Annotated in this window: 13 protein-coding genes; 12 read left to right on the top strand and 1 reads right to left on the bottom strand. The window is 72.1% G+C overall.

Going from position 1 to position 11629, the window contains the following annotated elements; translation table 11 throughout:
* The 12 genes from CLV30_RS11105 to hflX form a co-directional block, all read left to right on the top strand.
* On the top strand, positions 1–308 hold a 308-nt coding region (locus CLV30_RS11105), incomplete at its 5' end, for an adenosylhomocysteinase (protein WP_146154793.1).
* 48 nt (positions 309–356) lie between these two features.
* Positions 357–1262 (top strand): methylenetetrahydrofolate reductase, encoded by a 906-nt coding sequence (locus tag CLV30_RS11100; protein WP_106537250.1) that lies wholly within the window; start codon positions 357–359, stop codon positions 1260–1262.
* A 236-nt stretch (positions 1263–1498) separates the two neighbouring features.
* Positions 1499–1735 (top strand): WhiB family transcriptional regulator, encoded by a 237-nt coding sequence (locus tag CLV30_RS11095; RefSeq protein ID WP_106537249.1) that lies wholly within the window; start codon positions 1499–1501, stop codon positions 1733–1735.
* Positions 1732–1983, top strand: a complete 252-nt coding sequence (locus CLV30_RS11090) for a hypothetical protein (RefSeq protein ID WP_106537248.1) — start codon at positions 1732–1734, stop codon at positions 1981–1983. Before CLV30_RS11095 ends, CLV30_RS11090 begins: the two co-directional genes overlap by 4 nt.
* Positions 1980–2405 carry a DUF6220 domain-containing protein gene (locus tag CLV30_RS11085; protein ID WP_129710905.1) on the top strand — a complete coding sequence of 142 codons (426 nt, stop codon included), beginning with the start codon at positions 1980–1982 and terminating at the stop codon, positions 2403–2405. The genes CLV30_RS11090 and CLV30_RS11085 overlap by 4 nt, the downstream gene beginning before the upstream one ends.
* The gene (locus CLV30_RS11080; protein WP_106537246.1) at positions 2402–3985 is read left to right on the top strand and encodes a multicopper oxidase family protein; all 1584 of its coding nucleotides are present in this window, start codon (positions 2402–2404) and stop codon (positions 3983–3985) included. Before CLV30_RS11085 ends, CLV30_RS11080 begins: the two co-directional genes overlap by 4 nt.
* A 35-nt stretch (positions 3986–4020) precedes the next feature.
* Complete coding sequence (locus CLV30_RS11075; RefSeq protein ID WP_129710904.1) at positions 4021–5232, top strand: sensor histidine kinase; 1212 nt, start codon at positions 4021–4023, stop codon at positions 5230–5232.
* Positions 5222–5905, top strand: a complete 684-nt coding sequence (locus CLV30_RS11070; protein ID WP_106537290.1) for a response regulator — start codon at positions 5222–5224, stop codon at positions 5903–5905. The genes CLV30_RS11075 and CLV30_RS11070 overlap by 11 nt, the downstream gene beginning before the upstream one ends.
* Positions 5906–5944: 39 nt before the next feature.
* Positions 5945–6865 carry a tRNA (adenosine(37)-N6)-dimethylallyltransferase MiaA gene (gene miaA, locus CLV30_RS11065; protein ID WP_106537244.1) on the top strand — a complete coding sequence of 307 codons (921 nt, stop codon included), beginning with the start codon at positions 5945–5947 and terminating at the stop codon, positions 6863–6865.
* Positions 6862–7716, top strand: a complete 855-nt coding sequence (gene dapF, locus CLV30_RS11060) for a diaminopimelate epimerase (RefSeq protein WP_106537243.1) — start codon at positions 6862–6864, stop codon at positions 7714–7716. The genes miaA and dapF overlap by 4 nt, the downstream gene beginning before the upstream one ends.
* A gap of 159 nt (positions 7717–7875) precedes the next feature.
* Entirely contained in the window at positions 7876–8037 is a 162-nt protein-coding gene (locus CLV30_RS26435; protein ID WP_165358512.1) for a hypothetical protein, read from the top strand.
* 105 nt (positions 8038–8142) lie between these two features.
* Positions 8143–9615 carry a GTPase HflX gene (gene hflX / locus CLV30_RS11050; RefSeq protein ID WP_106537241.1) on the top strand — a complete coding sequence of 491 codons (1473 nt, stop codon included), beginning with the start codon at positions 8143–8145 and terminating at the stop codon, positions 9613–9615.
* A gap of 10 nt (positions 9616–9625) precedes the next feature.
* On the opposite strand, the gene CLV30_RS11045 is transcribed toward hflX, so the two are convergent.
* Positions 9626–11464 carry a S9 family peptidase gene (locus CLV30_RS11045; RefSeq protein ID WP_106537240.1) on the bottom strand — a complete coding sequence of 613 codons (1839 nt, stop codon included), beginning with the start codon at positions 11462–11464 and terminating at the stop codon, positions 9626–9628.
* Between the last annotated feature and the right edge of the window lie 165 nt (positions 11465–11629).

The following is an 11629-nucleotide window of genomic DNA, read 5'->3' as shown; positions in this document are numbered from 1 at the left end:
CGGACGGGCACTCGATCATCGTGTTGTCCGAGGGCCGGCTGCTGAACCTGGGCAACGCGACGGGGCACCCGTCGTTCGTGATGTCCAACTCGTTCTCCGACCAGACCATCGCGCAGATCGAGCTGTTCACCAAGCCCGGCGAGTACGAGCGTCAGGTCTACCTGCTGCCGAAGCACCTCGACGAGAAGGTCGCGCGTGTGCACCTCGAGGCCCTGGGCGGCAAGCTGACCGAGATGAGCAAGGACCAGGCCGAGTACCTCGGCGTCCCGGTCGAGGGCCCGTACAAGCCGGACCACTACCGCTACTGATCGCATCCTCGTGCAGGTCGCGTCCCCGAACGGCAGGGAGGAGTCACGGTGTCCACGGTCGTCGAACGGCTGAACGAACGTCGCCCGGTCTTCTCCGTGGAATTCTTCCCGCCGAGGGACGACGACACGGACGAGGCGGCGCTGTGGAAGGCGGTGCGCCAGCTCGAGCCGCTCGATCCGGCGTTCGTGTCGGTGACGTACGGCGCCGGCGGGTCGAGCCGGGGGCGGACCATCCGCACGACCAAGCGCATCGCCGACGAGACCACGCTGGCCCCGGTGGCCCACCTGACCGGGGTGGGCCACTCCAAGGCGGAGCTGCGCAACGTCGTCGGGTGGTACGCCGAGAACGGCATCCGCAACGTCCTGGTGATCCGGGGAGACCCTCCCGGCGACCCGGCGGGCGAGTGGGTTCCGCACCCCGAGGGCATCATGTACGCCGACGAGATGGTCGAGATGGTCTCGGCGTGCGGAGAGTTCACCATCGGCGTCGCGGCGTTCCCGCACGGGCACCCGCGGTCGCCGGATCTCGAGACCGACACGGAGCACCTGGTCGGCAAGATCCGTGCCGGCGCGCACTTCGCGGTGGCGCAGCTGTTCTTCGAGCCGGAGTACTTTCTCCGGCTGCGTGACCGGCTGGCCGCCCGGGGCTGCGACGTCCCGATGCTTCCGGGCGTCATGCCACTGACGACGAAGAAGACGCTGGCCAAGTCGATCGAGCTGTCCGGCGTCGACGCGCCGCCGGAGTTGCTGCGCCGCCTGGAGCGCTTCGAGGACGATCCCGAGGGCTTCCGGGCCGCGGGCATCGACGCGGTGACGAAGATCTGCGAGCGGCTGCTCGCGGAGGACGTCCTCGGGCTGCACTTCTACACCCTGAACCGGTCGACCGCGACACGCGAGATCGTCGACCGGCTCGGGCTCGCCGACAGCCCTGTCCCGGTTCCGGCGGTGGCCTGACCGGCGACACGGCACGCGAGACCACGGCCCGGCGCGAGGTGACACACACCCTCGTGCCGGGCCGTTTCGCGTCCCTGACCGCCCCCGCGTCCCGCCCTCTACGCCGGCGAGGGTAGCCGACTACGTCGATCGGCGTACCCGAACGCACGGCGTCCGGACGACGCGTGCCCCGGTCCTGTTACGGGAGCCTCGTAGTCGTGCGGCCGACCCGGCCGCACGGGCGAGAGGGGGCCTCGATGCTGCACGGTCGGTGGGCCGAGGACGCGGCGTGCCGCGATCTCGACCCGGAGCTGTTCTTCCCGGTCGGTCCGGCCGGACCCGGAACGGAGCAGGAGCGTCGCGCCCTCGAGGTGTGCGGCCGCTGCCCGGTGCGCCGGGCCTGCCTGGACTGGGCGCTGCGCGTCGGCGAGGCCGACGGCGTCTGGGGCGGCACGACTCCGGACGAGCGGCGACTCATCCGGAGACGTTCGTGACGGCGCGGCACGTGCTCGCGTCGCTGGACGCGCGCTGCGCGGAGGTCGTCGACGCGGAGTTGGACCGGTTGCGCCGCCGCCGGCCGGACCTCGGCGAGCACGAGCTCGGCGTGGTCTCGCAGCAGCTGCGCGGGCTCGCGGACGACCTGGTGCTCCGGCCGGTCATGCGGCATCCGGAGCACGCGCGGGCCGTCGAGGCGCTCTTCGCCCTGGTGAACACCGAGACCAGGCAGAGAGGCAGCACATGAGTGACACCGCCACGACCGACCCCGCCCCAGCGGCTCACCCGGGCAGGGTGCGCAGCACGGCGCTCGCCGTGTTCCGGGTACTCGCCGTCGCCACCCTCGCCGCCATCGCGGTGCAGTTCGTCTTCGCCGGCCTCGGCGCGTTCGGCGCGAGCCTGGACCCGCATCGCTCGCTGGGCTACGCCATCGCCGCGGCCTGCATCCTGCTGCTGATCGTTATGCTGGTCGCGCGCCCGAGCCGGACGGCGACGGCGCTGGCGGTGCTGCTTCCGGTGCTCGCCGTCCTGCAGATGGTGCTGGCCACGCTCGGCGACGACACGGACGCGTGGTTCGGAGGCCTGCACGCTCTCAACGGGCTGGCGATCATGGGGCTGACCGCGCGCCTGGCCGGGACCCGCCCGCAGCAGCCGGGACCCGTGGCGTGACGCTCTCGCGACGGCGGTTCCTGCAGGCGGCCGGCGGGCTGCTCGTCGCGGCGCCGGCCGCGAGCTGCTCGCTGTCCGAGGTCGGCGGCGTCACCGGCGTGCTGCTGGAAAGCGAGCTGGAGCTGCCGGAACCGTTCCGGGTGCCGCTGCCGACCCCGCCGGTGCTCGCGCCGAGCCACCAGGACGAGACGACCGACTACTACGAGATCGTCCAGCGCGTGGGGCAGCAGGAGATCGTGCCCGGAACGACGACGCGGGTGTGGGGCTACGAAGGGACCTTCCCTGGCCCGACGCTGGTGTCCCGGTCCGGGCGGCGCACCGTCGTGCGGCACCGCAACGAGCTGCCGGTCCCGACGGTGGCGCACCTGCACGGCGGCCGGACGCCGGCCGACAGCGACGGCTATCCGATCGATCTCGTGCTGCCGGCCGGCGGCGGGACGGCGCGGTCCTACGGGCACCACGCGGACATGGTCGGTGACGTGCGCCACGGGGTGCGCGACTACGTCTATCCGCTGAAGCAGCGCGCCGCCACCCTCTGGTACCACGACCACCGGATGGACTTCACGGCACCGGCCGTGTGGCGCGGGCTGGCCGGGTTCCACCTGGTCCACGACGACGAGGAGGAGGCGCTGGGACTGCCCTCCGGCGAACGCGACGTCGCGCTGATGATCTGTGACCGCTCGTTCGCGGCGGACGGCTCGTTCCGCTACCCGGCCCGCGACCCGTCGTTGACCGGCGAGCCCGGCGTCACCGACGAGTACATGGACGGCGTCCTCGGCGACGTGACGCTGGTGAACGGCGCCCCGTGGCCGGTGCTGGACGTGTCCGCGTCGCTGTACCGGTTCCGCATCCTGAACGCGTCGAACGCGCGGCGGATGGAGCTCGCGCTGGACCGGGACGACGGCGAGGACGAGGGCGAGAACGACGCGCCGTTCGTCCAGATCGGCAGCGACGGCGGTCTGCTGGGCGCGCCGGTGCGCCACCGCAGCATTCCGATCGCCCAGGCCGAACGGTTCGACGTCCTGCTCGACTTCTCGGCGCATTCCCCGGGGACCGAGATCACGATGGTGGACCGGCTGGCCGACGGGCCCACCGAGCAGGTGCTGCGGTTCCGGGTCACCGGCCCGGGCGACGGCGCCGCGGCACGGGTGCCCGAGCGGCTGGCCGACATGGCCGAGTTCGAGAGCCTGCACGAGGCCGACGCCACGATCACCAGGACGTTCAGTTTCGAGCGGGCCGGAGAGCGCGACGGCGTCGAGATGTGGACGGTCAACGGCGAGCTGTTCGACCCGGAGCGGATGGACGCCGACCCCGTCGCCGGCTCCACCGAGATCTGGGAGCTGCACAGCGACCCGGCGCATCCGATACACCTGCACGTCGTGCCGTTCAAGGTACTCTCGCGCGAGGAGGAGGACCCGAAACCCACCGACGCGGGCTGGAAGGACACCATCGACCTGGTCGAGGGTGAACGGGCCCGGATCCTGGTCCGGTTCGACGCCTACCCGGGACGATACGTTTTCCACTGCCACAACCTCGAGCACGAGGACATGGCCATGATGGCGAACTTCGAGATCCGCTGACCGCAGCGGGCAGCCGGCCGGAGGTGGTTGACGCGTTGCAACGCAAGAACGTGCTGGTCGCCGCGGCCACCGCCGTCGTCCAGGCGGCCGGCTGCACGATGGTCGCGCGGATGGACGGCTCCGGGCTGGACGTCGTGGCCTACGCCCTGCTGGTCGCCTCGGCGGTGCCGCTGCTCTGGCGCGACCGCGGTCCCGGCCTCGTGCTGGTGGCGACGATCGTCCCGATGATCGTGTACTTCGCGCTGGGGAACGAGGGGCCGGCGTTCCTGGCCATGGCCGTCGGCATGGTCAGCGCGGTGTGGCGCGGCGAACGGCGGTGGGCGTGGCTGCTCGGCGCGGCCGGGCTGGCCGCCTACGTCGCGGTGGAGCTGGTGCTGGGCACCGACACGGTCCTCTCGGCGGGGTTCCTGGGCGGGCACGTCGGCTGGCTGCTGGTGGTCCTGCTCGGCGCCGAGTTCGGCCGGGCACGCCGCGAGCGACAGGCCGAACAGTGGCGCCAGCACCTGGAGGAACAACGGCGGCGCGCCAGCGACGAGCGGCTGGCCATCGCACGCGAGCTGCACGACGTCGTCGCACACAGCATCTCGGTGATCAACGTCCAGGCGGGCATCGCCCTGCACCTGCGCTCCGACGTGGACCGCGCCTTCGACACGCTCGGGACCATCCGGCAGGTCAGCGCGGAGGCGCTGGGCGAGCTGAAACAGACTCTCGGCGTCCTGCGCGGTGACACCGATCCGCCGCGGCTGCCGGCCCCGGACATGCGCGCGTTCGACGACCTGGCCGCGCAGGCGGAGTCGTCCGGGCTGGACGTCGAGCTGGCCCGGTCCGGGCTGCTGGCCGCCGACCCGCCGGCACGGTTGCCGTCGACGGTCGCGCACGCCGCGTACCGGGTGGTGCAGGAAGCGGTCACGAACGCCATCCGGCACTCCGGGAGCTCGTCGGTGCGTATCGAGCTCGACTGGTCCGGAGACCGGCTCGACCTGGCCGTCCTCGACCGTGGCAGCGGCGTCGACGTCGCCCCGGTGGCGGGTAACGGCATGCGGGGCATGCGCGAACGGGTGCAGGTGCTGGGTGGGGAGCTGTCGGTCGGCCCTCGGGCGGGCGGCGGCTGCGCGGTGCGGGCGTGGGTACCGGCGACCCGCACGGGAACGGACGACGACCGGGAGGCGGACGTGGGCGCGGGCGGTGCCGGTCGAGCCGGCGGCCGACAGGGGAGCGGAGTGGACGGTGACGGGCGTGTCCGGTGAACCGAACCCGGTCCGGGTGGCGCTGGCCGACGACCAGGTCCTGGTGCGGGCCGGGTTCGCGGCGCTGCTCGCCTCCGACCCCGGGACCGAGGTGGTGGGCGAGGCCGGCGACGGCGCGGAGGCGGTCGACCTGGTGCGCCGGCACCGTCCCGACGTGGTGCTGATGGACATCCGGATGCCGGGCGTCGACGGCATCCGCGCCACCGAGCAGATCACCGCCGACCCCGCGCTGTCGGCGACCAGGGTGGCGATGCTGACCACGTTCGAGATCGACGAGTACGTGTTCGCCGCGCTCGTCGCCGGCGCCAGCGGATTTCTCGCCAAGGACCTCGAGCCGGACGAGCTGCTGCGCGCGGTACGCGTCCTGGCGGCCGGTGACGCGCTGCTGTCCCCCGGGGCGACCCGGAGGCTGGTCGCGGAGTACGCCTCGCGGTCGCGGCCGGGAGCGCGCGGCGACGCACTCGACGAGCTGACCACGCGCGAGCGCGAGGTGACGGCCCTGCTGGCCGTCGGGCTGTCCAACGAAGAGATCGCGCAGCGGCTGTTCCTGTCGCCGGCCACGGTCAAGACGCACATCGGACGTGCGCTGACGAAGACCGGCGCTCGTGACCGCGTCCAGCTGGTCGTGCTGGCCTACGAGTCGGGGCTGGCGCAGCCGGGTCAGCAGCCCTGACCGCGCCGCCGGCGGCCCCCGGGTGCGAGACTGCCGGGTGTGAGTGCCGGCCATGAGATTCCCGTCACCGCCGTCGTCGGCCCGACGGCCGCGGGCAAGAGCGACCTCGCGGTCGAACTGGCCGTCCGGCTCGGCGGCGAGGTCGTCAACGCCGATTCGATGCAGATCTACCGCGGCATGGACATCGGCACCGCGAAGCTCACGCCGCAGCAGCGCCGGGGCGTGCCGCATCACCTGCTCGACCTGTACGACGTGACCCGGCCGTCGACGGTCGCGGAGTTCCAGGGGCTCGCCCGTGCGGCGATCGAGGACTGCCGGGCCCGCGGCGTCGTCCCGGTGCTCGTCGGGGGAAGCGCACTGTACGTGCGTGCGGTGCTCGACCAGTTCGACTTCCCGGGAACCGACCCCGAGGTGCGCGCTCGACTCGAGTCCGAGCTCGCCGAGGTCGGCGTGGAGGCGATGCACACCCGGCTGCGCGAGGTCGACTCCGCGGCCGCGGCGGCGATCCTGCCCACGAACGCCCGGCGCGTCGTGCGGGCGCTGGAGGTCATCGAGCTGACCGGACGGCCGTTCACCGCGTCGCTGCCGCCGCGGCGCTACGTCTACGGCCACGTCGTGCAGATCGGCCTGGACGTGCCCAGGGACGTCCTGGACCAGCGCATCGACGCCAGGGTGCAACGGATGTGGGAACAGGGGCTGGTGGACGAGGTGCGGCGTCTCGAGGCAGCGGGACTGCGGTCGGGGCCCACGGCCAGCCGCGCGCTGGGCTACGCGCAGGTGCTCGCCTACCTGGCCGGCGAGTGCTCGGAGCGGGAGGCCCAGGCGCGGACCGTGCAGGCCACCCGCCGGTTCGCGCGCCGCCAGCACGCCTGGTTCGGCAAGGACGAGCGGGTGGCGTGGCTGCCGTACGACGCCGCCGACCTACCCGAACGCGCCCTGTCCTACCATCGACCGTCGTGAGTGCAGAAGCGACGAGCATCCGATTCGTCAAAGGGCACGGGACGCAGAACGACTTCCTCCTGATTCCGGACACGGACGCGACCCTGGGTGAGCAACTCGACGAGGCGTTCACCCGCCGGATCGCCGACCGGCACGCCGGCCTCGGGGCGGACGGGGTGATCCGCGTGGTGCCGGCGGCCCGGGTTCCGGGCCACGAGGACCTCGACGACGTCGAGTGGTTCATGGACTACCGCAACGCCGACGGGTCGGTCGCCGAGATGTGCGGCAACGGCGTGCGGGTCATGGCGCGCTACTTGTGGGAGTCGGGCCTGGCCGACGGGCCGATGCTGTCGATCGCGACCCGAGGTGGCGTGCGTACCGTGCACGCGGAGCCCGACGGCACGTTCACCGTCGAGATGGGCCACGCCAAGCCCGCGTCCACCCGGCAGATGTCGTTCGTCGCGGTGGGCGGGAACACCTGGCCGGCCACGCCGGTGTGGGTCCCGAACCCGCATGCCGTCGTCTTCGTCGACGACGTCGCGGCCGCCGGCCTGCTGACCGAGCCTCCGCAGGTGCGTCCGGCGGCGGTGTTCCCGGAGTCGGCCAACGTGGAGTTCGTCGTCGACCGCGGCCCCCGGCACATCGCGCTGCGGGTGTGGGAGCGCGGGGTGGGCGAGACGCGCTCGTGCGGCACCGGTGTCTGCGCGGCGGCGTGGGCGGCCATGCGCCGCGACGGCGTCGGCGCGGGATCGACCTACGCCGTCGACGTTCCCGGTGGTCAGCTCAGTGTGACCGAGCGCCCGGACGGCGAGCTCCTGCTGACCGGGCCGGCGGTGCTGGGCGTGCGCGGCACGGTCGATACCGAATCGTGAGGTAAGTCACAGCATCCTGCGCGTCATCATGGACGTCTTCTTCAGTAGTAGGGAGTACGACGTCGGGAGCCGCGAACGAACCTGATCGCCGGGGAGCGGGCCTTGCGTGCCGAGTGTGGGCACCCATCGACGGGTGTGTACACCGATGAGAGGCGGTGCATGAGCATGACGCAGATGCAACGACGCGAAGCCGTACTCCGAGAAGCCTCGCGCCGCGCGCGCGAGCGGGAGTCCGGGAAGGCCGAGCGCCGGGCCGCGACCCTGCGCGCCGCGGCCAGACTGCGGTGGGCCGCGTCCACCGGAGCGAGCTACGGTCGGTAGTAGACCGCGACGGCCGCGAAACCCGGGTGACGTTGTCGGCGGGACGTGCGATCGTGGCGGTCACGAGGGCGGCGACCGTCGCCCGCACTCCGACAAGGCAGGTGTATGACCATCACTCCACGTCCGACCTCCACGTACGATCCCTACGCTGACATCACGGTCGCGCCACCGGACGTCGAGGTCGGAGGTGAGGAGAACGACGCCGGCACCACCGGCGAGTTCGAACTCGACGAACGGCACTCCCTGCGCCGCGTAGCAGGGCTTTCGACCGAGCTCGAGGACGTCACCGAGGTCGAGTACCGGAGGCTGCGCCTTGAGCGCGTGGTCCTGGTGGGCGTCTGGTCCGACGGTTCGGCCGACGGCGCCGAGACCTCGCTCGCCGAGCTGGCCGCCCTGACGTCCACCGCGGGCTCGCAGGTGCTCGAGGGGCTGATCCAGCGTCGGCAGAAGCCCGACCCGGCCACGTTCATCGGTTCCGGCAAGGTCGACGAGCTGCGCGACGTGGTGCTGACCACCGGGGCCGACACGGTCGTGTGCGACGGCGAGCTGTCCGCGTCCCAGCTGCGCAACCTCGAGGACCGGGTCGGCATCAAGGTCGTCGACCGGACCATGGTGATTCTCGACATCTTCGCGCAGCACGCGCAGAGCCGCGAGGGCAAGGCACAGGTCGAGCTGGCGCAGCTCGAGTACATGTCCCAGCGTCTGCGCGGGTGGGGCGGCAGCCTCTCCCGGCAGGCCGGCGGCCGTGCCGGGGGCGCCGGCGGCGGCGTGGGCACCCGCGGGCCCGGCGAGACCAAGCTCGAGACCGACCGGCGGCGCATCCACGCGCGGATGTCCCGCCTGCGCCGTGACCTCGCCGGCATGCGCAAGTCCCGCGAGACCAAGCGGGCCGACCGCCGCCGGCACGCCGTCCCGGCGGTGTCCATCGTCGGCTACACCAACGCCGGCAAATCGTCGCTGCTCAATCGGCTCACGGGCGCCGGAGTCCTGGTCGAGGACGCGCTGTTCGCGACTCTCGACCCCACGGTGCGCCGTGCCCAGACCGGCGACGGACGCGTCTACACGCTGGCCGACACCGTCGGGTTCGTCCGGCACCTCCCGCACGAGCTGGTCGAGTCGTTCCGCTCGACGCTCGAGGAGGTCGCCGAGGCCGATGTGCTGGTGCACGTCGTCGATGGCTCGCATCCCGACCCCGAGGGACAGCTCAGCGCGGTCCGCGGGGTGCTCGCCGACATCGGTGCGGGCGACATCCCCGAGGTCGTCGCCGTCAACAAGGCCGATGCGGCCGATCCGATGGCGCTGGCGCGGCTGCTGCGTCACGAGCCGCACGCCGTCACGGTGTCGGCGCGTTCCGGCGACGGTGTCGACAAGCTGCGTGCCATCGTCGAGAGCGAGCTGCCGCACCCGCCGGTCGAGGTGGACGCGCTGGTGCCGTACCAGCACGGCGAACTGGTCTCCAGGGTGCACACCGCCGGCGAGGTCGTCTCGTTGACCCACGAGGCAGCCGGCACCCGGCTGCGCGCGAACGTCCCCGAGGACCTCGCCGCCGCCCTCGCCCCCTACGCGGCGCGGGAGTGATCGTCCCGGGCTACTGCACCCGGCCACCCAGGTGCTCGGCGAGGAACGACTCGGCGGCGGCGTAGAAGCGTTCGCGGTTCTCCGGCTTGGCCAGGCCGTGACCCTCGTCCTCGAACAGCAGGTACTCGTGGTCCAGGCCCTTGTCGGCGAGCGCCGCCACGATCTGCTCGGCTTCGGCGACCTTCACCCGCGGGTCGTTCTTGCCCTGGGCGACCAGCAGCGGTATCCGGATCTGGTCGACCTGCGACAGCGGCGAACGCTCCCACAGCATGTCCGCCTCGGTGTCCGGATTGCCGACGCGGCTGTGCATGAACGCGATCTGCGGCTTCCAGTACTCCGGCACCGACGCCAGCAGGGTGAGGAGGTTGGACGGCCCGACGAGGTCGACGCCGCAGCGGAACACGTCCGGCGTGAACGCGGCGCCGGCCAGCGCGGCGTAACCGCCGTACGACCCGCCGTAGATGCCGACGCGGTCACGGTCGACGTGCCCGAGCGCGACGAGATGGTCGACGGCGTCGAGCAGGTCGGTGTGCATGGTCCGGCCCCACTGCTTGTTGCCGGCGTTGCCGAACGCCTTGCCGTAGCCGGTGGAGCCGCGGAAGTTGACCTGCACGCAGACGTAGCCGCGGTTGGCGAACCACTGTGCCTCCGGGTTGTACCCCCAGGTGTCGCGTGCCCAGGGGCCGCCGTGCACGTTCAGCACCGCCGGCAGGGCGCTGCGGTCGGCCTCACGCGGGAACGTCAGGTATCCGTGCACGGTCAGCCCGTCGCGGGCGGTGAACGAGAACGGCTCCATCGGGGCGAGCTCGTACTCCTCGAGCTCGGGCCGGTGCGAGAACAGGTACGTCAGCGTCCGCGAGTCCCGGTCGAACCGGTAGAAGCGGACCGGGCCGTCCGAGAGCATGTCGTGCACCATCCAGGTGCGGTCGTCACGCACCGTGCGGGACAGGCCGATCTCGCCGTGCAGCCGGGACCGCAGCTCGTCGATCTCGGCGCCGAACGACTCGTCGAGGTAGACCCACTCCTTGCGTTCCTTGACGAACGTGACGGCCTGCGGCTCGAGCGTCTCGGGGTGCATCGCCACGCCGGCCACGTCGTACGACGGATCGGCGGCCAGGACGGTCTCGGAGCCGGTGGCGAGGTCGACGCGGAGCAGCCGGGCAGCGTTGACGTCGACGCTGGACAGCACGTAGGCGGCGGAGCCGTCACGGCTGAAGCCGACGACGTCGGTCGTGGCGACGTCGTCGGCGCCGATGTCGAACCAGGTGTGGTCGGTGCCGTCGTCGCCGCGCCGGTAGATCACGGCGCCGCCGTCCTCGGTCATCGCCACGCCGCCGCGGACCCGCAGGTCCGAGTCGACCAGCCAGCCGGCGTAGCCGGGGTTGGTCTCGACCTTGGTCAGCTCGCGGGTCTCGAGGTCGAGGCGGTAGATGTCGTGCAGCGCCGGGTTGTCGGCGTTCAACGCCACCAGCATCGTCGTGGGGTGCCAGTGGTTGTGCTCCAGGATGCCGGCGGTGACGCCCGTCTGCGGGGTGACGAGCGCGGCCTCACCGGTGCGCAGGTCCAGCGCGTACATGCGCCAGTCCTCGTCGCCGTCGGTGTCCTGCAGGTACACCAGCGTGCGGTCGTCGTGGCAGAACATGAACATGCGGATGCCGCGGCCGCGGTCGTGCGTGACGGGCCGTGCCGCAGACGGATCGTCGGCCGGGCCGACCCAGACGTTGAGGACGCCGTCCTCGGGAGCGACATAGCCGATCCGCGTACCGTCCGGCGAGAGCGTGGGAGAGATCCGGTCCGGGTTGCCGAACAGGACGTCACGGGGAATCAGCGGCACCGCGTCGTAGGTCATACCGCTGCATTCCATCACGACGCGCGAACCCGACCTGCCCGCGCCCCCGCTCTCGCTCCGGAATGATCACGTCCCGCATGGAATTCCATGCGTCACCACCCCTGCAGGCCTCGTGACGCGTGCACAGGCCTAGTGACGTGGCGGCTCTGGCGTGAAAGGGAGGGT

It is taken from the genome of Haloactinopolyspora alba (assembly GCF_003014555.1).
Classification (GTDB): domain Bacteria; phylum Actinomycetota; class Actinomycetes; order Jiangellales; family Jiangellaceae; genus Haloactinopolyspora; species Haloactinopolyspora alba.
The sequence above is the reverse complement of the archived record's forward strand: the minus strand, read 5'-3'. Positions and strand labels throughout refer to the sequence as shown.

What these genes read in the sequence shown, in the direction of transcription:
- CLV30_RS11095 (WP_106537249.1), top strand. Translation starts at nt 1,499, where the DNA reads ATGCTGCACGGTCGGTGGGCCGAGGACGCGGCGTGCCGCGATCTCGAC.
- CLV30_RS11085 (WP_129710905.1), top strand. Translation starts at nt 1,980, where the DNA reads ATGAGTGACACCGCCACGACCGACCCCGCCCCAGCGGCTCACCCGGGC.
- CLV30_RS26435 (WP_165358512.1), top strand. Translation starts at nt 7,876, where the DNA reads ATGAGCATGACGCAGATGCAACGACGCGAAGCCGTACTCCGAGAAGCC.
- hflX (WP_106537241.1), top strand. Translation starts at nt 8,143, where the DNA reads ATGACCATCACTCCACGTCCGACCTCCACGTACGATCCCTACGCTGAC.
- CLV30_RS11045 (WP_106537240.1), bottom strand. Translation starts at nt 11,464, where the DNA reads ATGACCTACGACGCGGTGCCGCTGATTCCCCGTGACGTCCTGTTCGGC.